This window comes from Aquamicrobium soli (assembly GCF_042646345.1).
In the GTDB taxonomy this organism is placed as follows: domain Bacteria; phylum Pseudomonadota; class Alphaproteobacteria; order Rhizobiales; family Rhizobiaceae; genus Mesorhizobium; species Mesorhizobium soli_A.
Genome location: NZ_JBHRTK010000012.1, coordinates 470,263 through 494,841, shown reverse-complemented (window position 1 = coordinate 494,841; position 24,579 = coordinate 470,263). Strand labels below are relative to the sequence as shown.

Here is a 24,579-nt window from a genome sequence, read left to right as displayed (position 1 = left end):
GAAGGGCGATGGTTAGCGCCCGCCCTCCGTCGAGCCGACATAGGCGATGCGCAGCATGTTGGTGGAGCCGGGCGTCCTCAGCGGCACGCCCGCGGTGATGATGACGCGGTCACCTGGTTCGCCGAACCCCTCGTCCAGCGCGATGCGGCAGGCGCGGTTGACCATGTCGTCGAGATCGGTGGCGTCGGGCGAGACCACGCAATGCGTTCCCCACAGCAGCGACAGCCGCCGCGCCGTGTTGACGATCGGCGAAAGCGCGATGATCGGCGTCTGCGGCCGCTCGCGCGCGGCCCTGAGGCCGGTCGTGCCGGACGCGGTGTAGGTGATGATGGCGCGCAGGTTCAGCGTCTGGGCGATTTCGCGCGCGGCGAGCGAGATGGCATCGGCGCCGGTCGCCTCGGGCGCGGCGCGCTGCGCGTCGATGACCGCCGCGTAGGTCGGGTCCTGCTCGACCTTGACGGCGATGCTGTTCATGGTCGCGACCGCCTCGACCGGGTAGGCGCCGGCAGCGGATTCGGCCGACAGCATCACGGCATCGGCGCCCTCGAACACGGCGGTGGCCACGTCCGAGACTTCGGCGCGGGTCGGCACCGGCGCCGAAATCATCGATTCCAGCATCTGGGTCGCCACGACCACGGGCTTGCCCGCCTTGCGCGCCTTTCGGGTGATCTGCTTCTGGATGCCGGGCACGGCCTCCAGCGGCATCTCGACCCCGAGGTCGCCGCGCGCGACCATGATGGCGTCGGACAGGTCCATGATCTCGCCCAGCCGCGCCACCGCCTGCGGCTTCTCGATCTTCGACATCAGCAGCGCCCGCCCGCGCGCGATCTTGCGCGCCTCGGCAAGGTCTTCCGGCCGCTGGATGAACGACAGCGCCACCCAGTCGACGCCGGCGTCCAGCACCGCGTCGAGGTCCTTGCGGTCCTTTTCCGTCAGCGCCCCGACCGGCAGTTCGGTGTCGGGCAGGCTGACGCCCTTCCGGTCGGAAATGCTCGTCCCGGCAAGCACGGTGCAGGTGATCGACCTTCCGTCGCAGGCCACGGCCCGCAACGCCAGCTTGCCGTCGTCGATCAGCAGCCGATGGCCGGGCTGGACCGAGTGCAGGATTTCCGGATGGGGAAGATAGACGCGCTCGGCAGTGCCCGGTTCGGGATTGTCGTCGAGCGTGAAGCTCTGCCCGACGCTCAGCGTCTCCTTGCCGTTGGCGAACTTGCCGACCCTGAGCTTCGGCCCCTGCAGGTCGGCCAGGATGCCGATCGGCCGGCCGACCGCCGCCTCGACCCCGCGGATGCGCTCGACCAGCGTGCGCATCAACTCATGGTCGGTATGGCTCATATTGATGCGGAAAACGTCGGCGCCGGCCTCGAAAAGCTTCCTCAGCATCTCCTCAGACGAGGAAGCGGGGCCGATGGTGGCGAGTATCTTGACCTTGCGGTTGCGTCTCATTGACTCTTGCTTTCCGGGGGACTCTTGTTGTCGGCAGCGCCCTCGGCGCCGGGGGCGGACTGGTCGGTCAACTGGACCATCCAGCTCGCCTGTTCGCCGGTGTCGTATTCCTGGAAGCCGGCGCGCTGGAAACCGCGCGCGACGCAGTCGTTGACGCCGGCAATCTTGAACTCTTTCTCAGCCACGCACATGTTGATCGGCCCGTCCCAGCGGCCGCCACGCTCGGCGTCTTCTGCATAGAGATAGTAAAACCTGGATGACAGCGGCCCTTCGATGAGGGTCTTGCAGCTCGAGCCCTCGATGTGCCACCAGCCCTCGGTGATCCACCCGGCCTTGGCGCGGTAGCCGATGCCGACGCCGACCAGGTTCTGCGTCGCGTTGCAGACGCGGAAATCCGCGCGGGCCGGCGCCGCCGAGGCCATCACCGCCAGCATGGCCACCAGCGCGGCGCAGGGCACGCCCGCCGCCGCGCCCACGCGCAGCCTGCCGGCGACCATCGCCCCCAAAACCCTCGATAACGACGCAATCATATGGCCCTCACGCCTCTTTTCGGAAAAGTCCCGTCGCATGTCAACGCGCCGGAACAGCGAAATCCAATCGATTTAGATGAACGCGGGCCGGTCTTCGCCTCGCGTTCGACCCGATCTTTGCAAAAACCTTGTCCAAACAACGGCATTGCGCCCATCTTCCGTTCGTGGAATGACGCTACCACCGCCGCCGGACGACAGATGCAGCCATTTTCCCGCCCATGACCCGATCCACAGTTTTCGCACCCTTCGAGGTCATTGAAGGCGACCGCGGGCGCGGCATCGTCCTGGTCGCCGACCATGCAGGCCGCGGCCTGCCGGAAGACTATGGCGATCTCGGCCTGCCGCGCTCGGAGTTCGACCGCCACATCGCCTACGACATCGGCGTCGAGACGGTGACGCGCGAGCTTGCCGCGCGGCTGCGCGCGCCGGCGGTGATGGCGAATTTCTCGCGCCTCCTGATCGACCCCAATCGCGGCGAGGACGACCCGACGCTGATCCGCCAGCTCTATGACGGCACCGTCATTCCGGCCAACTATCCGATGGCGGCCGAGGAACGGGAAAAGCGGCTCGACGGCTACTATCGCCCCTATCACGATGCCGTCGGCGCCATGATCGCGTCGGTGGCGCAGGCGTCCGGCGCGCCGCCCTTCATCCTCTCGGTGCACTCCTTCACACCTGTCCTGCACGGCCGGGTGCGGCCCTGGCATGTCGGCATCCTGTGGGACATGGACGGGCGCGTGGCGCTGCCGCTGATGGACATGCTCGCGGCGGACAAGGGCCTCGTCGTCGGCGACAACGAGCCCTACGACGGCGCGCTGCGCGGCGACACCATGTTCCGGCACGCCATCGTCAACGGCTTCGCGCATGCGCTGATCGAGATCCGGCAGGACCTGATCGCCGACCGGCAGGGCGCGCTCGCCTGGGCCGGGCGGCTGGCGCCCATCGTTGAAGAAATCAACCGCCTGCCCGATATACACGAAGTAAGGCGGTTCGGTTCTCGGACCGGACCTGTATGACGCAGACGGGTATGGAGATGGCGATGACCGAACTCAGCGAAGAACAGAAGCGCGATTTCGAGGCCGCCGCCTTTCGCCGGCTGGTCGGGCACCTGCGCGAACGCGGCGACGTGCAGAACATCGACCTCATGAACCTCGCCGGCTTCTGCCGCAACTGCCTGTCCAACTGGTACCGCGAAGCCGCCGAGACGGAAGGCGTCGCGCTTTCCAAGGAAGAGTCGCGCGAGATCATCTACGGCATGCCCTATGCCGAGTGGCAGGCGCAGAACCAGACCGCGGCATCGCCCGACAAGCTCGCCACCTTCGAGACCAACCGGCCGAAAGACCACTGAAGTCGCCGGCGGCTGGATCAAGCACTTGCCGGCCCGATGGCTTGACTTCGACCTGAACCGATTTAGGTTCCGCCCCACCGCAAACCTCCCGGAAGCCGCCCCAACGTGCCGACTCCCCTGCAAGCCGCCGCGATGCCTGACGCCCGCCGGGGCCGCTGGGCGGTCGCGGCCATGTTCTTCGCCAACGGCTTCCTGACCGGAAGCTGGGCGCCGCAGATTCCGGTCCTGCTGACGCGGCTGGAAATCGGCCGCTTCACGCTCGGCTTGCTGATCCTGCTGTTCGGCCTGGGCGCCATCGCCGCCATGGTCTGGTGCGGACACCTGATTGCGCGGCACGGCTCGCGCGCGGTCGTGCGCTGGTTCAGCCTGTGCGCCGGCTTCGGCCTGCTGCTGGTGGCCCTGGCGCCGAGCGTCGCGATGGCGGCTCCGGCCATGATCCTGTTCGGCGGCGTGATCGGCGGCATGGATGTCGCCATGAACGCCAATGCCGTTGCCGTCGAGCGCAAGCTCGGGCGCGCCATCATGTCGTCCTCGCACGGTTTCTGGAGCCTCGGCGGTTTCGTCGGCGGCAGCCTCGGCGGCTTCGCCATCCAGCATTACGGCCACCTTGCCCACGCGGCCGTGGCGGGCGTGCTGGCCCTCGTCGTGGTCCTGCCGGCAATGCGCCATCTGGTTGGCGAGGACAAGCCGGTGACGCAGAGCCATGCCCGCTTCACCCTCCCCCGGACCGCCGCCATCTACCTGATCGGCATCATGGCGTTGTTTTCGATGATCCCCGAAGGGGCGGTGCTCGACTGGTCGGCGCTCTACCTGCGCCAGGAACTCGGCACCGACCTCGCCACCGCCGGCTTCGCCTTCGCCGCCTTCTCCGGCGTCATGGCGCTGATGCGCTTCTTCGGCGACAGGGTGCGCAACCGCTTCGGCGCGGTAAAGACGCTGCGCATCTCCGCCCTGCTCGCAGCGAGCGGCATGCTGGTGGCCGGACTTTCGCCCGATCCGTGGCTGGCCATCGGCGCGTTCGCCTTTTGCGGGCTCGGCACCGCCAACATGGTGCCGATCGCCTTTTCCGCCGCCGGCAACCAGAGCGGCCTGTCGTCGGGCGCCGGCCTCAGCGTGGTCTCGACCATGGGCTATTGCGGCATCCTGGTAGCGCCCTCGGGGATCGGCTTCCTCGCCGAGCATACGGGTTTCGGCCCCGTCTTCGTCATCCTGTCCGGCCTTCTGGTCGTGGTGTTCCTGATGGCCGGGCTCGCCCACCGCGCCGACTTCGTCTCCACCCGATAAGGCAGGCCGCAGCTCTACAGCCTGCCCATCAGGACCAGGACCAGCACCACGAGCAGCACCGCGCCGATGATCCCGGACGGCCGAAAACCCCACTCGCGCGAATAGGGCCAGTTCGGCATCGTGCCGACGAGAAGCAGGATCAGGAGAACGATCACGATGCTGGTGAGGGTCATGGACGCCGTTGCCCCGCGCGGTTGAAGTGCACGACAATGCGCGAGGCCGCCCGGTTGTTCCCGCGCGGCCTTTCTCCGTGAAAGCTCCCCTTGAAAGGCGCGCTATTCGGCCGGTTGGGCAGCCGGCTCGGCTTCCTGGCGGCGGCGCCGGAACAGCCGGCTCCACCAGCTCCGCCGCTCGCCCGGCCGGATCTTGTCGCGGGTGAACACCATCAGCATGGACGGCGTCACGATCAGGGTCAGCACCGTGGCGAAGGACAGGCCGAAGACGATGGCCGAGGACAGCGAGATCCACCACTGCGTCGAGGGCGCGTTGATCGTCGTCTCGTGGTGGAAGATTTCCAACCCGAGCCCGAAGGCGATCGGCAGCACGCCGAGGATGGCCGACACGGCGGTCAGCACCACCGGGCGGGCTCGTTCGCGGCAGGTCTGCAGCACCGCGTCCATCTTCTCCCAGCCCTCCTCGCGCAGCCGGTCATAGGTGTCGATCAGCACGATGTTGTTGTTCACCACCACGCCGGCCAGCGCGATGACGCCGATGCCCGACATGACGATGCCGAAGGTTTCGTCGGTGATCAAAAGGCCGAGGAACACGCCGATGGTCGCCATGACCACGCAGGACAGCACCAGCCAGACGCTGGTGAACTTGTTGAACTGCGCGAGCAACACGATGAAGATCAGGAAGATCGCCGCGCCGAAGGCCTTGGACAGGAAGGCGGAGGCCTCCTCGCTGTCCTCGTTGGAGCCGGCCAGCTTCCAGCGCACGCCGCCCAGGTCCATCTCGGCCACCGCCTTGGTGACTTCCTGCTGCACCGCCGCCACCTGGCGGTCGGCGGCGACATTGGCCTGCACCACCACGGTGCGGGCGCCGTCTATGCGGTTCAGCGTGCCGACGCGCGGCTCGGCCCGGCGCTGGACAAAGTTCGAGATCGGCACCGCGCCCTGGCTGGTCTGCACCCGCAATTCGTCCAGCGTCGACAGCGTGCGCTGGTCTTCCGGCAGGCGCAGGCGGATATCGACCGCATCGTCGGCGCCGGCCGGCCGGTATTCCGAAAGCTTCAGGCCGTTGGTCACCAGTTGCACGACGGTGCCGACGGAACTCGGGCTGATGCCGTACTGCGCCGCCTTGGCGCGATCGACATTGAGCGCCCAGTCGACGCCGGGCGGCGGCAGGCCGTCGGAAACGTCGATGACGCCGGGGATCTTGGCGATATGCGCCGCCACTTCGCGCGCCTTGTCATTGAGGCCGGCCGGATCGGTGGCCGACAGCCGGAGCTGGATCGCCTTGCCGGTCGGCGGGCCGGCCTCCGGCACACGCACCTCGACATCGATGCCGGGCAGGCCCGCCATCACCTTGCGCAAATCGTCGAGAATCTGGTTGGCGGGCTTGCGCTCGCGCCAGTCGACGAACTCGTATTGGATGACCCCGACCACGTCCTCGGGAATATCGGCGCCGCCGCCCTGTGTCTTGCCGACGCGCGTATAGACCGACTTCACCCCCGGCCAGCCCAGCAGCCGCTTCTCGGCTTCCGTGGTGGCGGCATCCATTTCGGCCAGCGAGAGATTGCCGCGCGCATGCACGTAGAGCAGGCCGTAGTCCGGCTCGACGCTCGGGAAGAACTCGACGCCCGCGCCGAACTTCGAATAGGAGAACTGTACGCCGACCAGAAGCACGACCGTGAGTACCAGCACGGTCTTGGGGAACCGCACCGCCTGCCTGACCAGCGCCATGTACCAGCCGTCGCGATGGTCATCCTCGTGGTGCACGGGCGCCCTGGCGAACATCGCCCCCAGCGTCGGGGCGAACACCAGCGCATAAAGCATCGAGGCCGCCAGCGTCACGATCAGCGTGATCGGCAGGTATTTCATGAAATCGCCGATGATGCCGGGCCAGAACAGCAGCGGCGAGAAGGCCGCGATGCGCGTCATGGTGGCGGCGATGACCGGCCCGGCCATGCGCCGGGCGGCAAGCGCGAAGGCCTCCTCCTTCGGCATGCCCTCGCTCATGCGCCGTTCCGCGAACTCGGTGACGATGATGGCATCGTCGACCAGCATGCCCACCGCCAGGATCAACGAGAACAGCACGATCATGTTGATCGTGTAGCCCATCAGCGCGAGCAGCAGGATGCCAATCAGGAACGAGGAGGGAATGGCCAGCCCGATCAAGAGCGAGGCGCGCCCCGACAGCGCGTAGAGGATGACGATGAACACCAGGATGACGGCGATCATCACATGGTTCTGCAGGTCGCCGAGCAGCTGGTTGACGAACACCGACTTGTCCTGCGTGTAGGTCACCTCGGCGCCTTCCGGCAGGCTCTTGACGAAATTGTCGGCGACCGCCTTCACCTCGCCGATCGTATCGATCAGGTTGGCGCCGATGCGCTTCTTGACCTCGATGGCGATGGCCGGCTTGCCATCGAGCCGCGTCACCGTCTCGGCGTCCTTGAAGGTGGAACGCACGGTGGCGATGTCCTTGGCCTGCACCACCGCGTTCGGCCCCGTGACCACCGGCAGATTGGCGACATCCTCCGGCGTCTCGATCAGCGACGGCACCTTGACCGCATACTTGCCCTGCGAGCCTTCGAGATTGCCGGCGGCGACGAGGTTGTTGGAGGCCGCTACCCCCTGGATCAGCTGGTCGAGCTGCAGCCCGTAGGACGACAGCTTCACCGGATCGATGACCACCTCGACCAGGTCGTCGCGCGCACCCTGCAGCGAGCCTTCGAGCACGCCCGGCACTTCCTCGATGCGGTCGCGCAGGTTGCGCGCGGCCGCCGTCAGGGCGCGCTCCGGCATGTGGCCGGAAAGGGTGACCACCATCACCGGGAATTCGGAGATGTTGACCTCGTTGACGGTCGGCTCCTCCGCCGCCTGCGGCAGGTCGGCCTTGGCGTCCTGCACCTTGGAGCGCGTGTCCTGCAGGGCGGTGGCCAGGTCGACCGACGGCTCGAACTCGACCAGCACATAGCCGCCGCCCTGGAAGGCGGCCGAGCGCATTTCCTTCAGGCCCTTGAGGTTCTTCAGCTTGGTTTCCATCGGCCGCAAAAGCAGCCGCTCGGAATCCTCCGGCGAGATGCCCTGGTAGATCAGCCCGACATACATCATCGGGATCGGCACGTCGGGCTCGGCTTCCTTCGGCACCGACTGGTAGGCGATCGCCCCCGCCAGCAGCAGGAACACCAGCACCGATATGGTGAGCCGCGCGTTGCGGATCGCGAGCCTGACGATGTCCATGGCTACTGGGTCCCAGCCCCGGCTTCACCCGCCAGCTTGCGGACGGCCTGCGCATCCGCCTCGACCGGCTCGACGACATCGCCTTCGGCCACCAGTTCCTGTCCCGAAACGATCACCCGCGCATCATCGGGGATACCGGCCAGCACCAGCCCCTTGGGCGTATCGTCGATGAGGTCGATCGGGAAGAACACGACCTTGTCGTTGCGGTCGACGGCGCGGATGCCGAGGTCGCCGTCGCCGCTCAGCGTCACCACCGAGCGCGGCAGCATCACGGCATCGGTCGGCGCCGTCCGCAGCGTGATTTCCGCCGTCATGCCGGCCGGGATCGCCCCGTCCGGGTTGGCGATCGCCACCTCGACGCGGAAGGTCCGCGTCGCCGCCGAAGCATCACGGCTGATGTAGCGCAGCTTGCCGGTGACGGTGTCGCCGTTGACCAGCCTGACATCGGCCTCGTCGCCGACCTTGACGAAGCGCAGGTCGCGCTCGCTGATTTCGCCGCGCGCGATCACCGGGTCGAGCGCAAGCACCGTGGCCACCTCGCCGCCCTGCATGATGGCGCTGCCGAGTTCGACCGGGATGCGGTCGACGACACCGTCGAACGGCGCCTTCACCTCGTTGCGGTCAAGTTCGGCCTCGGCGGCCCGCAACCCCGACTGCGCCGAGATCAGGCCCGAGCGGGCGGTGTCGAGCTGCAGCGCCGGCAGATTGCCCGACTTGGCCAGGCGCTCGGCGGCCGAAAGTTCCGCCTGCCGCTGCGCCAGCAACTGCTTGGCGCTGTCCACGGCGGCGACCTTTTCCTCCGCGTCGAGCATCAGGATCAGGTCGCCCGCCTTGACGCGCTGGCCCTGCCGCACCGGCAGCCTGGCGATGACGCCGCCGACGCGTGTCGCCAGCACCGCGCGCTTGTCGGCTTCCGTAACCCCGGAAATGCGGATGGCGCGCGCATGCATGGCGCGCGGCGGCTTCACCACCGCGACCGTGCGCGCCGGCGCCTTGACCTCGGCCTTTTGCTGCTTGGCCGCATCCTGCTTCTGCGGGTCGGCAGCGCTTCCGACCGAGGAGAGCTCCCCGGTTGCCACCCAGGCGGCGAAGCCGACGAGCACGACGAGAGCGGCAAGCTTGTGAAACCTGACTTTCGGCATTGGCGTCCTTCCGGTGTACGGACCTTGGCCGATGGTTCGGCGATGCCCTCATATGGGCCCGCGTCCGTTTCCTTCAAATGAACGTGATCGGCGGAGGGCGCCTTCTACAGCAAAGTCAGGGCCCGAAACAGTCAGAAAAGTTGATCGGTCCATCACCGCGCCGGCGTTATCGGCACGCTTGTCGCCGTCATGTCAGCAGGTGTCAGCACGCGCGCGCAGCCGCTTCTCGAGGCCGCGCGCAGGGCACCCCGAAAATTTACCGCCCTCGGCGCGAACAAAACTTGACTACAATAATCATATATTGATAGGTGGCGGAAAAATCCGCTGGAGAAAACCATGAAGTCCATCCTATCCGTCCTTACCGGCGCCGTTGCCCTCACCGGCATCGCCCTGTCGCCGGCACTCGCCCAGGAAGACGGCATCATCGTCTACAACGCGCAGCATGAGAGCCTCGCCAAGGAATGGGCCGAGGGCTTCACCAAGGAGACCGGCATCAAGGTCACGCTGCGCAACGGTGGCGACAGCGAATTCTCCAACCAGATCGTCGCCGAAGGCGCGGCCTCTCCGGCCGACGTGTTCCTGACCGAGAATTCGCCGGCCATGGCGCTGGTCGAGAACGCCGGCCTGTTCGCGCCGATCGACGCCGACACGCTGGCGCTGGTTCCCGAGCAGTTCCGCCCGTCGAGCGGCGCCTGGACCGGCATTGCCGCGCGCAGCACGGTGTTTGTCTACAACAAGGAAAAGCTTTCCGCCGACCAGTTGCCCAAGTCGCTGCTCGACCTGGCCGATCCGAGCTGGAAGGGCCGCTGGGCCGCCTCGCCTTCGGGCGCCGACTTCCAGGCCATCGTCAGCGCGCTTCTGGAACTCAAGGGAGAGGAAGCGACCGCCGATTGGCTCAAGGCGATGAAGGCAAACTTCACGGCCTACAAGGGCAACAGCACGGTGATGAAGGCCGTCAACGCCGGCGAGATCGAGGGCGGCGTCATCTACCACTATTACTGGTTCGGCGATCAGGCCAAGACCGGCGAAAACAGCAAGAACGTCGAGCTGCACTATTTCAAGAACGAGGATCCGGGCGCCTTCGTCTCGATCTCGGGCGGCGGCGTGCTCGCCTCCAGCAAGCATCCCAAGGAAGCGCAGGCCTTCGTCAAGTGGATCGCCGGCAAGGGCGGCCAGGATATCCTGAAGAACGGCACTTCCTATGAATATGCGGTCGCCAACGGCGCGGAATCCAATCCCAAGCTGGTCCCGCTCGCCGATCTCCAGGCTCCGAAGATCGATCCCTCGAAGCTGAATTCGAAGAAGGTCACCGACCTGATGACGGCAGCCGGCTTGCTTTAGCCGTCGCACGGCCTAAAAGGGCAACCCAATGCGCTCCCGCGGGACCACCGCGGGAGCACTTACGTTTCAACATGGCGCACGCCGATGACAACACGCCGCTTTCCCGTCTCCCCGGCTCTCGCCTTCGCGGTGCCTGCCGCCTGATGCCCTCCGCGCTTCCCTACGCGGAAACCGTTACGCCGCTCACTTTGGTGGACAGCGGCACGCGCCGGCGGCTGCCGCTGTCGTGGATGACCCTTGCGGCCCTCTTCGTCTCGCTGTTTGCGCTGCTGCCGCTCGGCTTCGTCATCACGGTCGCCGTGCAGAGCGGATGGGAAACCGTTCTTACCCTTGTGTTCCGGCCGCGCGTCGGCGAACTGCTCACCAACACCCTTTCGCTGATGGTGCTTACCGTGCCGCTCAGCATCGCGCTTTCGGTCGCGTTGGCCTGGCTGACCGAGCGCAGCGACCTGCCGGGCGCGCGCTGGTGGGCGTGGCTGTCGGTGGCGCCGCTGGCTGTCCCGGCCTTCGTCCACTCCTATGCCTGGATCACGCTGGTCCCCGGCCTGCACGGGCTCGGCGCCGGCGTGCTGGTGTCGGTGATCGCCTATTTCCCCTTCCTCTACCTGCCGATCGCAGCCTCGCTGCGCCGGCTCGACCCGGCGCTCGAAGACGCCGCTGCCTCGCTCGGCCATGCGCCATGGCGCGTCTTCCTGCGCGTCGTGCTGCCGCAACTGCGGCTCGCCATCTGCGGCGGCTCGCTGCTGGTCGGCCTGCACCTCCTGGCCGAATACGGGCTGTTCGTGTTCATCCGCTTCGACACCTTCACCACGGCGATCGTCGACCAGTTCCAGTCCACCTTCAACGGCCCGGCGGCCAACATGCTGGCCGGCGTGCTCGTCACCTGCTGCCTCGTGCTCCTGGCCATCGAGGTGCTGGTGCGCGGCGAGGAGCGCTATGCCCGCGTCGGCTCGGGCGCTGCCCGGCAGCTACCGCCGGTGCGGCTCGGCCGCGCCACCCTGCCCTGCCTGGCGCTGATGGCGCTGGTTTCGGTGCTGGCGCTCGGCGTGCCGTTCCTCACCATCGGCCGCTGGCTGGTCGCCGGCGGCGCGCAGGTGTGGCGGCTGGACGAGATCGGCCTGGCGCTCGGCCAGACGATTTTCCTGGCGGTTGCCGGCGGCGTGCTGGCGACGGTCGCGGCCATCCCCATGGCCTGGCTGTCGATCCGCGCGCCGGGGCCGCTGCAACGCGTGCTCGAGGGCTGCAACTATATCGTCGGCTCGCTGCCCGGCGTCGTCATCGCGCTGGCGCTGGTGACGATCACCGTGCGCGTGGCGATGCCGCTCTACCAGACCGTCTTCACCATCGTCACCGCCTATGCGCTGATGTTCCTGCCGCGCGCGCTGATTTCGCTGCGCGCCTCGATCGCCCAGGCGCCGGTCGAGCTGGAGCGGGCGGCGAGCAACCTCGGGCGACGCCCGCTCAACGCACTGTGGGTGACCACGATCCGGCTTTCCGCGCCGGGGGCGGCGGCCGGCATGGCGCTGGTGGCGCTCGGCATCATGAACGAGCTCACCGCGACCCAGATGCTGGCCCCCAACGGCACCCGCACGCTGGCGCTGGCCTTCTGGGCCTATAGCGGCGAGATCGATTACGCCGCGGCGGCCCCGTACGCCCTGATCATGGTGTTGGCGTCGATGCCGCTGACCTGGCTGCTCTACGTCCAGTCGAAGCGGATGGCCGGGCGATGAGCTTCCTCGAATTCCATTCCCTCGAAAAGCGCTACGGCCCCGTCGCCGCCCTGTCCGGCGTCGACCTCGCGGTGGAGGCCGGCAGCCGCACGGCGATCGTCGGTCCGTCGGGCTGCGGCAAGACCACCCTGCTGCGGCTGATCGCCGGTTTCGAGGCGCCCGACAGCGGCCGCATCGAACTCGACGGCGAAGTGCTGGCACAGGAAGGCGGCAGCGTGCCCGCGCACCAGCGCAGCATCGGCCTGGTAGCGCAGGACGGCGCCCTGTTCCCGCATCTCACCATCGCCGACAATATCGGCTTCGGCATCAACCGGCACGAAGCCGGCCGCGACGCCCGCATCACCGAACTCGCCTATATCGTCGGGTTGGACAAGGCGATCCTGAAACGCCGGCCGCACGAGCTCTCCGGCGGCCAGCAGCAGCGCGTCGCGCTCGCCCGCGCCATGGCGGTGAAGCCGCGGCTGATGCTGCTCGACGAGCCGTTCTCGGCGCTCGACACCGGCCTTCGCGTTTCCATGCGCAAGGCCGTCGCTGAGCTTCTCGAGGCGGCGGGGATCGCCACGATCCTCGTCACCCACGATCAGGCGGAGGCGCTCTCCTTCGCCGACCAGGTGGCGGTGATGCGCGACGGCAAGTTCTCGCAGGTGGGTACGCCGCGCGAGCTCTACCTGCGGCCGAAGAACCGCATGGTGGCCGAATTCCTCGGCGACGCCATCATCCTGCCGGCCAGCCTGCGCGACGGCTTCGCGCAATGCACGCTCGGCCAGATCGCCGTCGAGACGAGGGAAGCGCGCGACAATGCGCGCATCATGCTCCGGCCCGAGCAGTTGCTGCTGAAGCGCACCGCCCGCGAGGGCATGTCAGGCACGCCCGACATGCTGTTCGGCGAGGTGGTGGAACTGGAGTTCGGCGGCCCGACCTGCATGGTCGCGGTGCGCCTTCTCAACAGCCCCGATCCGCCCGACGCCGCGGCGATCGCCAACACGCCGCTCATCCTGCGCAAGCCCGGCATGGATGCGCCCACGGTGGGCGAGATCGTGCGCATCAGCGTCAGCGGCAAGGCGCATGTCTTTGCCTGAAGTACGGGCCTGACGCCGGCACCGCACAGGCGCTCCCGTAAGAACGGGGTTGGCCGCGAAAGCAGTTCACGCTTGCGCGGAGCTGCGCCCTCTGATTCCTTGGCAGCGCATTGCATCAACCCGATTCGCCTGTTTTCAGCCCGGTAAGGAAGCCGATCGCTGGCCCTTTCTAGAGGATTTCCAGTCATGAACACCAAGCCCAGGCCGGAGATTGCGGAAATGAGGCCCAAGATCACCGTGATCGGGGTCGGCGGCGGCGGCGGCAATGCCGTCAACAACATGATCGCCAAGAAGCTGGAAGGGGCGGAGTTCGTCGTCGCCAATACCGACGCGCAGGCGCTGACCATGTCCAAGGCGACCCGCCTGATCCAGCTCGGCGTGCACGTGACCGAAGGGCTCGGCGCGGGATCGCTGCCGGAAGTCGGCCAAGCGGCGGCAGTGGAATCGATCGACGAGATCATGGACCATCTTTCCGGCACCCATATGTGCTTCGTCACCGCCGGCATGGGCGGCGGCACCGGCACCGGAGCGGCGCCGGTGATCGCCAAGGCGGCGCGCGAGGCCGGCATCCTGACCGTGGCCGTGGTGACCAAGCCCTTCGCCTTCGAGGGCAAGCGGCGCATGCAGGCGGCGGAGCAGGGCATCGAGCGGCTGCGCGAAAGCGTCGACACCGTGATCGTCATTCCCAACCAGAACCTGTTCCGGGTCGCTGATGCCAAGACGACGTTTGCCGATGCCTTCGCCATGGCCGACCAGGTGCTTTATTCCGGCGTCGGCTGCATCACCGACCTGATCGTCAAGGAAGGCCTGATCAATCTCGACTTCGCCGATGTTAAATCGGTGATGCGCGACATGGGCCGCGCCATGATGGGAACGGGCGAGGCGACCGGCGACGGACGCGCCAAGGCGGCGGCCGAGGCGGCCATCGCCAATCCGCTGATCGACGAAACCTCCATGGCCGGTGCCAAGGGCGTGCTCGTCTCCATATCGGGCGGCGCCGACATGACGCTGTTCGAGGTCGACGAGGCGGCAACCCGCATCCGCGAGGAGGTCGACCAGGACGCCGACATCATCGTCGGCGCCATCTTCGACACCTCGCTGCAGGGGAAATTCCGGGTTTCCGTCGTCGCCACGGGCCTTCGGCCGGAACTTTCCATCGCCTCGTAGCCGCGCCTGCCGAAAACCGGTGACCTTCGCGGCCGATCGGCCTATCGTCTGCCGGACAAGCAGACGCAGAGGCAGAGAAAATGGAATCCACGAGCAGCGCAAACCCGGCGACCGAAGGCGAAATCGGGATTTTGCAGCGCCGCAAGATCGAAGCCGCCATCATCGCCCCCATCTATGAGGGCATGGTGCGCGAAATCGGCGAGGCGCGCGCACAGGCGATCCTCGACGAAGCCATCAGCAAGGCGGCCATCGACGCCGGCACGTCGTTCGCGGCGAAGACGGAGGGCGGGGCCAACCTGCTCACCTTCCAGGCTTTGCAATCGCTGTGGACCAAGGACGACGCCCTCCGGGTCGAAATCGTGCGCGCCGACGCCACGCATTTCGACTACAACGTCAAGCGCTGCCGCTACGCCGAAACCTATCGCGAAATGGGCCTCGGCAAGATCGGGCATCTCCTGTCGTGCAACCGCGACGGCGTTTTCTGCCAGGGCTACAATCCCGACATCAAGCTGAAGCGCACGCAGACGCTGATGCAGGGCGCCGACCACTGCGACTTCCGCTACACCTACGAGCCGGGCGGCGACAAGCCCTGAGCAACGTCGCGCCTCAGGTCCCGCAGAACGTCTGGAACACCCGCTCGTCTTCCGTCGGCGGCAGGGCATAGGCCGCCATCTGCGGCTGTTCCTCAAACGGCTTGCCGGTCACCGCCAGCATCCGTTCGAACGAGCCGAAATCCTCGTTCTCGACCGCCGCCTTGATCGCCGCCTCGACATGGTGGTTGCGCGGGATGTATTTCGGGTTCGCCGACAGCATCGCCTCGCGGCTTGCGTCGAGATCCTCGCTTTGCAGCCGCGTGCGCCAGCGGCCCGCCCAGTCGTCGAACGCCGCGAGGTCGACGAACGACTCGCGCGTCGTCCCCTTGCCCGCCTGCCCGCCGATCTCAGCGGAGAGGCCCCGGAACGTCAGGGTGAAGTCGGCGCGGCTCGCCGCCATCAGCGAGAGCAGGTCGCCGATCAGCTGGATGTCGCCCTCCTGCTCGTTAAGCAGGCCGAGCTTGCGCCTCAGCCCGCCATGGAACGCCGCCTGGTAAACCGGCTGGAATCCCTTCAGCACGCCTTCCGCCTTGGCGATGGCCGCGTCCTCGTCGTCAGCGAGCAGCGGCAGCAGCGTTTCGGCAAACCGCGTCAGGTTCCAGGCGGCGATGCGCGGCTGGTTGGCATAGGCATAGCGTCCCTGCACGTCGATGGAACTGAACACCGTCGCCGGATCGTAGGCGTCCATGAATGCACACGGACCATAATCGATGGTTTCGCCGGAAATGGTCATGTTGTCGGTGTTCATCACGCCGTGGATGAAGCCGACCAGCATCCAGCGCGCCACCAGGTCGGCCTGCGCGGCGATCACCGCCTCCAGCAGGCCGAGATAGCGGTCGTCACGGCCGGCGAGCGCCGGATAGTGGCGCTCGATCACATAGTCCGCCAGCGTCTTCAGCGCCTCGACATCGCGGCGCACGGCGAAGAACTGGAAGGTGCCGATACGCACGTGGCTGGCCGCCACGCGGGTAACGATCGCGCCCGGCAGCCGCGTCTCGCGATAGACCGGATCGCCGGTCAGTACCGCCGCCAGCGTGCGCGCCGTCGGAATACCGAGGGCGGCCATCGCCTCGCTGACGATATATTCGCGCAGCACCGGGCCAAGCGCGGCACGCCCGTCGCCATTGCGTGAGAACCGCGTCGGCCCCGACCCCTTGAGCTGGATGTCGCGATGATGGCCCGCAGCATCGATCACCTCGCCGACCAGCAGCGCCCGCCCGTCGCCGAGCTGCGGCACGAAATTGCCGAACTGGTGACCGGCATAGGCCAGCGCGATCGGCTCGGCGGTGTCGGGAAAGCGATTGCCGGCAAGCATCGCGACGCCGTCGGCGCTTTCCAGCCAGGCGGGATCGAGGCCGAGCTCGGCGGCAAGCGGCCGGTTGACGCGGATCAGGCGCGGAGCCGGCACCGGGCTCGGCTCCTGCCTGGCGAAGAAGCGGTCGGGAAGCCGCGCATAGCTGTTGTCGAATGCGGGCGGCGCCGGTTGGTCGGCCCGCTCCCGCTCGATGGCCCTGGCAGCATTTGCTTCCGGCATGGAAACCTCGCTCTTGCCGGAAAAAGGCCGGCAACTGCCCCAGACATAAGCGCGGACGGGAACCGTCACAAGGCCGGCAGGCATCCGCCGGGCTGTCGCCCGCGGCTCAGGCCTGCTCGTCGGCCAGCGTGTTTTCGATCGCCGAAATGTTCAGTTCGAGCTGCGCGACGCGTTGCAGCGTGCTTTGGCTGGGCAACCCGTCCGACTGGGCGGCGACAAGCAGCAGACCCTTCTGCTCCTCGCGCAGGCGTTTGGAGAGGTCGTCCAGTCTGTCGCGCTCGTGGGGCTTCATGGCTTGCCTATATCCCGGCAGGCCGGCCGGCTCAAGATACCTGCCGTACAGGGCGCCCCGATCACCCGATGCGCTGCTCCGTCGCCGCATCGAACAGGTGCACCTTGTCGGGCTGCACCGAAAGGCTGACCGGCGAACCGGGCGCCCGGCGCTCGCCGCGCGGCACCACGGCAACCGTTTCGAACGCGCCGACGCGCGCATGCACCTGCATGTCGGCGCCCGTGGTCTCGCATAGCACGACCTCGCCCTTGATGCCGCCGGCATCGGAAATGCCGAGGTCGTTGGGACGCACGCCGAGGATGACCTTCTGGCCCGCCTTTGCCCCGACACCCGGCGAAAGATCGATGGAAACGCCCTCGGCGACGAAACGCGGAACGCCGGCGGCCTCGACCGTGCCCTCGAAGAAATTCATCGACGGCGAGCCGATGAAGTCGGCGACATATTTCGAATTCGGCCGCTCGTAGACCTCGTCCGGCGTGCCGATCTGCATGATCTTGCCGGCGTGCATGAGCACGATCTTGTCGGCCATGGTCATGGCCTCGATCTGGTCGTGGGTGACGTAGATCGTTGTCGTGCCGAGCCGGTTGTGCAGCTGGCGGATTTCCAGCCGCATATGCGCGCGCAGCTTGGCGTCGAGGTTGGACAGCGGCTCGTCGAACAGGAAGACTTCCGCCTCGCGCACCATGGCGCGCCCCATGGCCACGCGCTGGCGCTGCCCGCCCGAAAGCTCCTTCGGGTAGCGGTCGAGATAGGGGGTGAGGTTGAGAATCTCGGCCGCCCACTCGACCTTCTTCCTGATTTCGGCCTTCGGCACCTTGGCCACTTCAAGGCTGAAGCCGATGTTGTCGAACACCTTCATCGTCGGATAGAGCGCGTAGTTCTGGAACACCATGGCGATGTTGCGGTCGCGCGGATGCACGTCGTTGACGCGCTTGTCGGCGATGAACAGGTCGCCCTTGGTCACCGTTTCCAACCCCGCCGTCATGCGCAGCAGCGTGGTCTTGCCGCAGCCCGAGGGGCCGAGCAGCACCACGAATTCGCGGTCGGCGATGCTGAGCGAGATGTCGCGCATCACCTCCACATTGCCGAAGACCTTGGCGATGTTCTTGTATTCTACGGTTGCCATTCGCTCTCTCCGGAACCGGCGCGTCAGTATTTCTGGCGGGTAGGCGTGATGACGATCTCCTGCACCAGCGCGTTCTGCGGCATCTGGTAGGCGTGCAGCATGAGGTTCGCGACATGCTCCGGCCCGATGCCGCCGCCCATCCTGGCCTTGTTGGCCTTGTAGTTGGCAAGCGTCGTCGGATCGAGCACGCCGCTCAGCACTTCCGTCTCGATGACGCCGGGCGAAAGCACGATGACGCGCACGTCGTAGTCGGACAGGTAGTCGCGCAGCGATTCCGAGATCGCGTGGACGAAGAACTTGGTGCCGCAATAGACGGTGTGATCGGGATAGACCTTGCGGCCGGCGATCGAGCTCATCATGAACAGCGTGCCGCGCCGGCGTTCCATCATGCCCGACATCACCGCATGCACCGTGTTCAGCATGCCCTTGGTGTTGATGTCGATCATCTCGTCCCATTCCTCGGGCGGCTGGCGGCCGATGTCGGCGAGACGGGCGATGCCGGCATTGGCGAACATCATGTCCACCGGACCGTATTTTGCCTCCGCCTCCTTCACGGCGGCGGCGATGGCCGCCCGGTCGCGGACGTCGACCTTGCGCGCCATGCTGTCGGGAAGGTCGAGCGCTTCCATGCGATCCAGCCGGCGCGCCATCATCAGCACCGGATGGCCGGCCGCCGAGAATGCCTTGGCGACGGCCTCGCCGATGCCCGAACTCGCTCCCGTCACTGCCACCAATGGTTTGTCGGCCATGGAATCCCCTTGCGTGATTGAACAGGCCGGGGCGGCGGCGAGCGCCGCCCCGGTGAAGAAAGATCAGCCCTTGGCGACGATGTCGTCCACCTGGGCCTTCAGCGCGTCCATGGTCTCCTTGGCCGAGCCCGACTGGCCGGCGAAGTATTTGCCGAGCGCAACCGGGATCGTGTCGCTGGAGATTTCCGCCCAGGCCGGCAGGTCCGGCTCGGAGCCCATGTAGTTGGCGATGGTGTCGCGCACCACCGGCAGGTGGCGCGTGGTGCCGGCGCCGACGCGGGCATTGGCCTTGACGCGCGGATCGTCATAGACGCTGGTGCGCGTCGGGCCGGTGCCGCCGCCGAGGGCGGTGATCAGCGCCTGCGTGTCGGCGCAGGTCGCCCACTGCATGAACACCCATGCGGCGTCAGGCGACTTGGAGTATTTCGACACCGCCAGCGAGGAGCCGCCCTGGTGGCCGACGCCGGGGATTTCGCCGAAGGCCGTGTCGTTGACCGTGCGCAGCGCCGTCGTCGGCTTCGGCGGCACGATCGCCTCCATCAGGCCGGAGACCTTGGAAGCCTTGGGATCGTCGAAGAACGGGAAGAACTCGCCCCACGACAGCATCGAGGCGGCGACGCCCTGCGCCACCGACTGGCCTTCGCCGTCCCAGGTCCAGCCATCGACGCCGGGCGGCATGGTGGCCTTGAGCTTGTCCCAGTAGGCGATCGCCTCGAGGCCGCGCTCGTCGTTGCCGCAGAACTTGCCGTCCTTGTCGAAGATCGAGCCGCCATGGCCCCACAGCCACGCCGTCCAGTCGCATTCGAGGCTGTAATGGCCCGACTTCATCTGGCCGCTGGTGCCGTAGACGTTCGGTCCCTTGGCGTCGGTGATCGCCTTCGAGGCGTTGAGCAGGTCTTCCATCGTGGTCGGGGCCGGCAGCTTCAGCTCGTCCCAGATGTCCTTGCGGTACTGCATGATGAAGATCGGAATGTCGTAGGGCACGCCGACCATCGTGTCCTTGTACATGGCGATGCCGTCGACCAGCGGCTTGAGGAAATCGTCGATATTGTAGTTGGGCATGGCGAGGTCCGCGTTCTTCAACTGCTCGCGCGGGTCGAACACGTCCTGGCTGAAATTGGCCGCCCAGCTCTGGTCGATGTAGTAGAGGTCATAGGTGCCGAGGCTGGAGGCGACGTCGAGCGTCAGCTTCTGCAGCACCTGCTCCAGCGGCAGCACCTCGATCTCGATCTTGATGCCCGAGGCTTCCTCGAAATACTGCTTGAGCTGGGTGGCGATGGCGTTGGAGGGCGGCGTCGATTCCGTCGCCAGCTTCAGCGTCGTGCCGGCGAACGGCTTGCCGACGTCGGCCAGCCATTTCATCACCTCGTCACTGGGCTTCAGGTTCTGTTCCTGGGCCTGCGCCTGGCTCATCATGTAGAAGGGACGCGCGCCGAGGCCCATGCCGAGCGCGCCGGCGCCGAGGCCGAGCTTGCCGGCCGCACGCAGGAAGGTGCGACGGTCCATCTGTCCCTTGACGAAGCTGTCGGTGACAGAGGCGAGATAGGCCTTTCTGATGCTGTCTTTCATTGTCTACTCCTCCGTTTCAATTCGCGTTTGCGAAGGCTGCGAATTTGAGCCTTTCCCCTCTATTGCTTCAGCGAGCCCATGGTGAGCCCGCGCACCAGGTGCTTCTGAACCAACAGAATGAAGATGAATGCCGGGACGATCGAGGCCGCGCCGAGTGCCGCCATGTTGCCCCAGGCCGTGCCGATCGAGGTGACGAAGGTCGAGGAAACGACCGGCACCGTCTTCAGTCCGGTGGTGGTCAGCGTCAGCGCGAACAGGAATTCCGTCCACGAGAAGATGAAGCACAGCACCGCCGTGGCGGCGATGCCGCCCTTGGCCATCGGCAGCACGATGCGCCGGAAGATGAGGAAGCGGCTGGCGCCGTCGACGATGGCGCTCTCGTCGATCTCGGCCGGAATGTCGTCGAAGAAGCTCTTCATCAAAAGCACCGCCAGCGGCAGGTTCATCAGCGCGTGGATCAGCACCATGCCGGTGAAGGTGTCGAGCAGGCCGAAGCCCTTGTAGATGAAGAACATCGGCACCGCGACCGCGACCGGCGGCATCATGCGCGTCGACAGCACCCAGTTGACGAAGTGGTGGCGGCCGCGAAACTGCATGCGCGACAGGGCGTAGGAGGCGAGCGTGGCGATGACGATGGCGACCAGCGTGGACAGCGTCGCCACCACGATCGAATCCCACAACCTCGGCGCCATGAAGAAGTTGCCGCCGCCGGGCGTCACCGTGACGCCGCCGGCGCCCAGCGAGATGCCGAACACCTTCTGGAAATTGTCGAAGGTCGGCGTGAAGTGGAACAGGTTCGGCGGCCGGCTGAAGATGTCGTTGCCGTATTTGAACGCCACCGAGGTCCAGTAGTAGATCGGGAAGAAGAACAGCCCGACGACGACCCAGGCGGCAAGGGTGCGCAGTGTGCGCGAGGCGATCGAAGCATTCATCTCACCACCTCACCTTGGCGACCTTGATGAACAGGCTGGCGACGACGAGGATGATGACCAGCGTGACCAGGCTGAGCGTCGCGCCATAGCCCCATTTGACGAAGCTGAACGTCTGCTGCCAGGCGTAGAGCGACAGCGTGTAGGTCGAAGTTCCCGGTCCGCCCGAGGTCATGACGAAGACGTAGTCGAAGACGCGGAACAGGTCGATGCCGCGGATCAGCACCGCGATGGCGATCACCTTCGACATCATCGGCAGCGTGATGCGGCGAAATATCTGCCACTGCGAGGCGCCGTCGATCATCGCCGCCTCGTAGGGCTCGCGCGGCAGCGCCCGAAGGCCTGCGAGGAAGATCAGCACCATGAACGGCGTCCATTGCCAGATTTCCGGCAACAGCACGCCCGCAAGCGCGGTGGAGGCGGTCGCCAGGATCGGATGCGCGGGGTCGAGCAGGCCCGCCCATTGCAGGAAGTAGCTGATGACGCCGAATTGCGGGTCTTCCATCAGCAGATACATCATGCCGGCGATGGCCGGCGGGATGACCAGCGTCATCGTCAGCAGGCCGCGCAGAAAGCCGAAGCCGAAGCCGTCGCTGTCGAGCAGAAGCGCGATCGCCATGCCGAGCACCAGTTCGATGGCAAGCGCCACCGCGAAATAGGCGAAGGTGATGGTGAGCGATTGCCAGAAGCGGGCGTCCTCCCACAACTGCGCCCAGTTGCTGGTGCCGACATATTCGAGCGCGCGCCGGCGCGGCGCATATTCGTGGAAGCTGAGCCAGATGTTGTAGAACAGCGGATAGACCGTGAACACGAGCAGGATCGCCACCAGCGGCAACAGCCAGGGCAGCGGATGATCCGAGATCACGAAACGTCTTACCTGGGCAGCCTGCACGTATCCCTCCCAAGACGCTCGGCCATGCCGCGCGCGGTTGTTGGTTTCCTGTGCGCTTGCTGGAACGCTAGATTGTCGGCGCGCCGGTGACAAGACGCGGCGCTGCGGGCGGCCACGACAAAGCCGCGCCTTCCGCCTGCGCTCTTTCCGCAATCGCTCTGCGCTTTCCTGCCCTGCACGACGCCTCCCACGTCCCTGTGTCCCGGCTCAGCCTGCGCCCGGCCGGCGCCGCGCCAACAGCATGTCGGCGATCTCGACGAATCCCGCGCCGCCGCGCCCGCTGGCGACGAAGGCCGGCTCGGCCTCGATGCGGCCGGCGAAATCCCGGACATTGGCGACGCCGCAGGCATTCGGGAAAAAGCCGAACATCGGCGCATCGTTCGGGCTGTCGCCGACGAACACATAGGCGGCCTTGTCCGCGTCGAGATCGACGCCCAGCCGCTCGGCCGCGAACCGCCGCGTCATCGACAGCTTGTCGTATCGGCCGAACCAGCCGTTGACGTGGATGGAGGAAATCTTGGCGACCGCGCCCTCCTCCTCGAAAATCTGCTTGATGTGCTGGACCTTGCCCGGCGGCAGCGCCGGCACGTCCTCGCAGAAGTCGATGGCGAGGTCGGCCTCGCGATAGGCCTGGTCGGCCGAAACCGCGGCACCCGGCACCTCGGCCAGCACGCGCTTCTCGATATGGTCGAGCCGGCGCTTGTTGTCGGCGCGCTCGGCCGCCCCGGCGGTGAAGACGCGGATCATTTTGCGCGTCGCCCCGTCATAGGCAAAATAGAAGGCGCCGTTTTCGCCGACCACGCCGGCCACCGGCCAGAAGCGTGCGACCATGTCGCACCAGCCCGCCGGGCGGCCGGTGATCGGCACGACCGCGAGCCCGGCCTCGCTCAGCCGTTCCAGCGCGCCATAGGCGGCGGCCGTCAGCCGCCCCTCGGTGGTGATGGTATCGTCGATATCGCAAAAGACGCCGCGAATGGACGCAGCCGCATCCGCCGGGAACTCGCTCAGCGCGCGCATCGCCATCCTAGGCTTCCCCGCGCGCGAAATCCTCCAGCATCCCGGCATCGGCTGCGATGTCCAGGAACGAGAAGCGGTTGCGCATTTCGCGGCAGTGCACCACCGCCTCGCGATAGAGGTCGGGGGAAGCGCCGAGTTCGGCCGCCGTGGTCGGGCCGCCGGTCGACTTGAGCAGGCCGACCATTTCCTCTACGGGCAGCATGAACGCCTTGAGTTCCTCGCGCAGCTGCGGCCACAATTCCTGCAGGCGCTCGTTGAAGGCGGCGGCGCCGCGTTCGTCGAAGGCCTTCTTCTGCAACTCCTCGAGGCACTGCGCGGCGGAGGCGCCCATGCGGCGCTCCATGTCGGCGGCGTCGATCTTCGTCGGCTTCACCACCGGCGGCTTTTCCTCGGAAAGCATCTTCTGCTGCAGGCGCGCCATCGTCAGCGAGGCGACGCCGACCTGCGTTCCGTGCAGCGTTCCCGGATGCCGGTCGCCGGCAAAGCAGTCGATGTAGTGCGAGATCTGGTGCTCGCCCATCGAGCCGTGGTTGGAGACGCCCGTGAAGGAAACGCCGAGCCCGCACAGCGTCAGCACGCGGTAGAGATAGCCGTTGGCCTCGACATCGTGCTCGGCGAGCTTGGCCGCGCGCTTGTTGAGTTCGGCTTCGTCCTCCTCTTGGATGAGGAAGGGAACGCTGTGATAGTCGGTGCCGAGCAGGCGATGCGACATCCACCAGTCGATCTGCGCGACCGAGCGGCAAAGGCAGTCGCCGAAGCCCGCCGCCGACAGGTAGGTCGGGGCGGCGGCCGAGACGCCGAGGTCGACGAAGAAGCCCGACGGCCCATGCGAGGGCAGCGACACCTTCAGCCCGCTTTCGAGCGTGATCGAGGCCGTGGTCGAGGTATAGCCGTTCATCGAGCCGGCGGTGCCGAACACGCAATAGCGCCGGCCGGTGCGCCCGGTCACGAACTTGCACAGGTCGTTGACGGTGCCGGAGCCGACCGCCACCACGGCCTCGGCGCCAGCCAGCTTGCCGGTCAGGCTCTCGACATTGGCCATGTCGGCATGCGGATGGTCGAGGACCACGGTCTCGACCGGGCCGAGCGCCTTCAGTTCGCGCGCAACGCGCTCGCCCAGCGCATCGTAGGTGGCGCCGTCGGCGACGACGGTGAAACGCTTGCCGAGATCGAGCGCCCCGACCAGTTCGGCCGCCCGTCCGTCGAGGCTGTCCTCGATGACGATGCGCTCATAGGGGACGACTGCCTTCTTGCCGGTTTCCGGGCTGGTCCAGCGGCCGTCCAGGATCTCGTCGATCAGGCCGGTCCAAGAACCGGATGCCGGTTTCGTCATCGAACGCACTCCTGCCAGAGCCCATTTGCCGACGGCGTCCATCGGCGTTGAGACAATTGTCACTCACGGAT

22 protein-coding genes are annotated in these 24,579 nt (G+C 66.7%); 8 read left to right on the top strand and 14 right to left on the bottom strand.

The window, feature by feature from the left end; translation table 11 throughout:
* Nucleotides 1-12 precede the first annotated feature (12 nt).
* The gene (pyk, locus tag ACFOHJ_RS12170) at nucleotides 13-1,446 is read right to left on the bottom strand and encodes a pyruvate kinase (RefSeq protein ID WP_378220765.1); all 1,434 of its coding nucleotides are present in this window, start codon (nucleotides 1,444-1,446) and stop codon (nucleotides 13-15) included.
* Nucleotides 1,443-1,880 (bottom strand): DUF1036 domain-containing protein, encoded by a 438-nt coding sequence (locus tag ACFOHJ_RS12165; protein WP_378221557.1) that lies wholly within the window; start codon nucleotides 1,878-1,880, stop codon nucleotides 1,443-1,445. Before ACFOHJ_RS12165 ends, pyk begins: the two co-directional genes overlap by 4 nt.
* Before the next feature lie 314 nt (nucleotides 1,881-2,194).
* Here ACFOHJ_RS12165 and ACFOHJ_RS12160 point away from each other — a divergent pair, with 314 nt between their 5' ends.
* The 3 genes from ACFOHJ_RS12160 to ACFOHJ_RS12150 all read left to right on the top strand — a co-directional run bounded on the left by ACFOHJ_RS12160 (nucleotide 2,195) and on the right by ACFOHJ_RS12150 (nucleotide 4,608).
* Nucleotides 2,195-2,992 (top strand): N-formylglutamate amidohydrolase, encoded by a 798-nt coding sequence (locus ACFOHJ_RS12160; RefSeq protein ID WP_378220764.1) that lies wholly within the window; start codon nucleotides 2,195-2,197, stop codon nucleotides 2,990-2,992.
* A gap of 23 nt (nucleotides 2,993-3,015) precedes the next feature.
* Entirely contained in the window at nucleotides 3,016-3,324 is a 309-nt protein-coding gene (locus ACFOHJ_RS12155) for a DUF1244 domain-containing protein (RefSeq protein ID WP_378220763.1), read from the top strand.
* A 132-nt stretch (nucleotides 3,325-3,456) separates the two neighbouring features.
* Nucleotides 3,457-4,608: an MFS transporter gene (locus tag ACFOHJ_RS12150; RefSeq protein ID WP_378221555.1), complete on the top strand. Its 1,152-nt coding sequence runs from the start codon at nucleotides 3,457-3,459 to the stop codon at nucleotides 4,606-4,608.
* 14 nt (nucleotides 4,609-4,622) lie between these two features.
* On the opposite strand, the gene ACFOHJ_RS12145 is transcribed toward ACFOHJ_RS12150, so the two are convergent.
* From ACFOHJ_RS12145 to ACFOHJ_RS12135, 3 genes are all read right to left on the bottom strand, one after another.
* Nucleotides 4,623-4,781, bottom strand: coding sequence for a DUF3309 family protein (locus ACFOHJ_RS12145; RefSeq protein ID WP_378220762.1), 159 nt, complete (start codon nucleotides 4,779-4,781; stop codon nucleotides 4,623-4,625).
* Between the two features lie 102 nt (nucleotides 4,782-4,883).
* On the bottom strand, nucleotides 4,884-8,015 hold the full coding sequence (locus ACFOHJ_RS12140) for an efflux RND transporter permease subunit (RefSeq protein WP_378220761.1): 3,132 nt from the start codon (nucleotides 8,013-8,015) through the stop codon (nucleotides 4,884-4,886).
* A gap of 2 nt (nucleotides 8,016-8,017) precedes the next feature.
* Nucleotides 8,018-9,157 carry an efflux RND transporter periplasmic adaptor subunit gene (locus ACFOHJ_RS12135; protein WP_378220760.1) on the bottom strand — a complete coding sequence of 380 codons (1,140 nt, stop codon included), beginning with the start codon at nucleotides 9,155-9,157 and terminating at the stop codon, nucleotides 8,018-8,020.
* Nucleotides 9,158-9,493: 336 nt separating this feature from the next.
* On the opposite strand from ACFOHJ_RS12135, the gene ACFOHJ_RS12130 reads away from it, so the two are divergent.
* The 5 genes from ACFOHJ_RS12130 to ACFOHJ_RS12110 all read left to right on the top strand — a co-directional run bounded on the left by ACFOHJ_RS12130 (nucleotide 9,494) and on the right by ACFOHJ_RS12110 (nucleotide 15,067).
* Nucleotides 9,494-10,498, top strand: a complete 1,005-nt coding sequence (locus ACFOHJ_RS12130) for an iron ABC transporter substrate-binding protein (RefSeq protein WP_378220759.1) — start codon at nucleotides 9,494-9,496, stop codon at nucleotides 10,496-10,498.
* A 143-nt stretch (nucleotides 10,499-10,641) separates the two neighbouring features.
* Nucleotides 10,642-12,228 (top strand): ABC transporter permease, encoded by a 1,587-nt coding sequence (locus ACFOHJ_RS12125; protein WP_378221553.1) that lies wholly within the window; start codon nucleotides 10,642-10,644, stop codon nucleotides 12,226-12,228.
* On the top strand, nucleotides 12,225-13,307 hold the full coding sequence (locus ACFOHJ_RS12120; RefSeq protein WP_378220758.1) for an ABC transporter ATP-binding protein: 1,083 nt from the start codon (nucleotides 12,225-12,227) through the stop codon (nucleotides 13,305-13,307). Before ACFOHJ_RS12125 ends, ACFOHJ_RS12120 begins: the two co-directional genes overlap by 4 nt.
* A 186-nt stretch (nucleotides 13,308-13,493) precedes the next feature.
* Nucleotides 13,494-14,474, top strand: a complete 981-nt coding sequence (gene ftsZ, locus ACFOHJ_RS12115; protein ID WP_378220757.1) for a cell division protein FtsZ — start codon at nucleotides 13,494-13,496, stop codon at nucleotides 14,472-14,474.
* Nucleotides 14,475-14,554: 80 nt separating this feature from the next.
* Nucleotides 14,555-15,067, top strand: coding sequence for an L-2-amino-thiazoline-4-carboxylic acid hydrolase (locus ACFOHJ_RS12110; protein ID WP_378220756.1), 513 nt, complete (start codon nucleotides 14,555-14,557; stop codon nucleotides 15,065-15,067).
* A 13-nt stretch (nucleotides 15,068-15,080) separates the two neighbouring features.
* Here ACFOHJ_RS12110 and ACFOHJ_RS12105 read toward each other — a convergent pair whose 3' ends face one another.
* From ACFOHJ_RS12105 to ACFOHJ_RS12065, 9 genes are all read right to left on the bottom strand, one after another.
* Nucleotides 15,081-16,601, bottom strand: a complete 1,521-nt coding sequence (locus tag ACFOHJ_RS12105) for a protein adenylyltransferase SelO (protein WP_378220755.1) — start codon at nucleotides 16,599-16,601, stop codon at nucleotides 15,081-15,083.
* Nucleotides 16,602-16,707: 106 nt separating this feature from the next.
* Nucleotides 16,708-16,893, bottom strand: a complete 186-nt coding sequence (locus ACFOHJ_RS12100) for a hypothetical protein (RefSeq protein WP_378220754.1) — start codon at nucleotides 16,891-16,893, stop codon at nucleotides 16,708-16,710.
* A 61-nt stretch (nucleotides 16,894-16,954) separates the two neighbouring features.
* The gene (locus ACFOHJ_RS12095) at nucleotides 16,955-18,019 is read right to left on the bottom strand and encodes an ABC transporter ATP-binding protein (protein WP_378220753.1); all 1,065 of its coding nucleotides are present in this window, start codon (nucleotides 18,017-18,019) and stop codon (nucleotides 16,955-16,957) included.
* Between the two features lie 23 nt (nucleotides 18,020-18,042).
* Nucleotides 18,043-18,768, bottom strand: a complete 726-nt coding sequence (locus tag ACFOHJ_RS12090) for an SDR family oxidoreductase (protein WP_378220752.1) — start codon at nucleotides 18,766-18,768, stop codon at nucleotides 18,043-18,045.
* A gap of 63 nt (nucleotides 18,769-18,831) precedes the next feature.
* Nucleotides 18,832-20,337 carry an ABC transporter substrate-binding protein gene (locus ACFOHJ_RS12085; protein ID WP_378220751.1) on the bottom strand — a complete coding sequence of 502 codons (1,506 nt, stop codon included), beginning with the start codon at nucleotides 20,335-20,337 and terminating at the stop codon, nucleotides 18,832-18,834.
* Between the two features lie 59 nt (nucleotides 20,338-20,396).
* Entirely contained in the window at nucleotides 20,397-21,269 is an 873-nt protein-coding gene (locus ACFOHJ_RS12080) for a carbohydrate ABC transporter permease (protein WP_378220750.1), read from the bottom strand.
* A gap of 1 nt (nucleotide 21,270) precedes the next feature.
* Nucleotides 21,271-22,131 carry a carbohydrate ABC transporter permease gene (locus tag ACFOHJ_RS12075; protein WP_378220749.1) on the bottom strand — a complete coding sequence of 287 codons (861 nt, stop codon included), beginning with the start codon at nucleotides 22,129-22,131 and terminating at the stop codon, nucleotides 21,271-21,273.
* Between the two features lie 234 nt (nucleotides 22,132-22,365).
* Nucleotides 22,366-23,175, bottom strand: coding sequence for an HAD-IIB family hydrolase (locus tag ACFOHJ_RS12070; RefSeq protein WP_378221551.1), 810 nt, complete (start codon nucleotides 23,173-23,175; stop codon nucleotides 22,366-22,368).
* Between the two features lie 7 nt (nucleotides 23,176-23,182).
* Nucleotides 23,183-24,508 carry a sn-glycerol-1-phosphate dehydrogenase gene (locus ACFOHJ_RS12065; protein ID WP_378220748.1) on the bottom strand — a complete coding sequence of 442 codons (1,326 nt, stop codon included), beginning with the start codon at nucleotides 24,506-24,508 and terminating at the stop codon, nucleotides 23,183-23,185.
* Between the last annotated feature and the right edge of the window lie 71 nt (nucleotides 24,509-24,579).

Excerpts from the sequence above, each read along its gene's own strand:
- pyk (WP_378220765.1), bottom strand. The coding sequence starts at position 1,446 with ATGAGACGCAACCGCAAGGTCAAGATACTCGCCACCATCGGCCCCGCT.
- ACFOHJ_RS12165 (WP_378221557.1), bottom strand. The coding sequence starts at position 1,880 with ATGCTGGCGGTGATGGCCTCGGCGGCGCCGGCCCGCGCGGATTTCCGC.
- ACFOHJ_RS12160 (WP_378220764.1), top strand. The coding sequence starts at position 2,195 with ATGACCCGATCCACAGTTTTCGCACCCTTCGAGGTCATTGAAGGCGAC.
- ACFOHJ_RS12155 (WP_378220763.1), top strand. The coding sequence starts at position 3,016 with ATGACCGAACTCAGCGAAGAACAGAAGCGCGATTTCGAGGCCGCCGCC.
- ACFOHJ_RS12150 (WP_378221555.1), top strand. The coding sequence starts at position 3,457 with ATGCCTGACGCCCGCCGGGGCCGCTGGGCGGTCGCGGCCATGTTCTTC.
- ACFOHJ_RS12145 (WP_378220762.1), bottom strand. The coding sequence starts at position 4,781 with ATGACCCTCACCAGCATCGTGATCGTTCTCCTGATCCTGCTTCTCGTC.
- ACFOHJ_RS12140 (WP_378220761.1), bottom strand. The coding sequence starts at position 8,015 with ATGGACATCGTCAGGCTCGCGATCCGCAACGCGCGGCTCACCATATCG.
- ACFOHJ_RS12135 (WP_378220760.1), bottom strand. The coding sequence starts at position 9,157 with ATGCCGAAAGTCAGGTTTCACAAGCTTGCCGCTCTCGTCGTGCTCGTC.
- ACFOHJ_RS12130 (WP_378220759.1), top strand. The coding sequence starts at position 9,494 with ATGAAGTCCATCCTATCCGTCCTTACCGGCGCCGTTGCCCTCACCGGC.
- ACFOHJ_RS12125 (WP_378221553.1), top strand. The coding sequence starts at position 10,642 with ATGCCCTCCGCGCTTCCCTACGCGGAAACCGTTACGCCGCTCACTTTG.
- ACFOHJ_RS12120 (WP_378220758.1), top strand. The coding sequence starts at position 12,225 with ATGAGCTTCCTCGAATTCCATTCCCTCGAAAAGCGCTACGGCCCCGTC.
- ftsZ (WP_378220757.1), top strand. The coding sequence starts at position 13,494 with ATGAACACCAAGCCCAGGCCGGAGATTGCGGAAATGAGGCCCAAGATC.
- ACFOHJ_RS12110 (WP_378220756.1), top strand. The coding sequence starts at position 14,555 with ATGGAATCCACGAGCAGCGCAAACCCGGCGACCGAAGGCGAAATCGGG.
- ACFOHJ_RS12105 (WP_378220755.1), bottom strand. The coding sequence starts at position 16,601 with ATGCCGGAAGCAAATGCTGCCAGGGCCATCGAGCGGGAGCGGGCCGAC.
- ACFOHJ_RS12100 (WP_378220754.1), bottom strand. The coding sequence starts at position 16,893 with ATGAAGCCCCACGAGCGCGACAGACTGGACGACCTCTCCAAACGCCTG.
- ACFOHJ_RS12095 (WP_378220753.1), bottom strand. The coding sequence starts at position 18,019 with ATGGCAACCGTAGAATACAAGAACATCGCCAAGGTCTTCGGCAATGTG.
- ACFOHJ_RS12090 (WP_378220752.1), bottom strand. The coding sequence starts at position 18,768 with ATGGCCGACAAACCATTGGTGGCAGTGACGGGAGCGAGTTCGGGCATC.
- ACFOHJ_RS12085 (WP_378220751.1), bottom strand. The coding sequence starts at position 20,337 with ATGAAAGACAGCATCAGAAAGGCCTATCTCGCCTCTGTCACCGACAGC.
- ACFOHJ_RS12080 (WP_378220750.1), bottom strand. The coding sequence starts at position 21,269 with ATGAATGCTTCGATCGCCTCGCGCACACTGCGCACCCTTGCCGCCTGG.
- ACFOHJ_RS12070 (WP_378221551.1), bottom strand. The coding sequence starts at position 23,175 with ATGCGCGCGCTGAGCGAGTTCCCGGCGGATGCGGCTGCGTCCATTCGC.
- ACFOHJ_RS12065 (WP_378220748.1), bottom strand. The coding sequence starts at position 24,508 with ATGACGAAACCGGCATCCGGTTCTTGGACCGGCCTGATCGACGAGATC.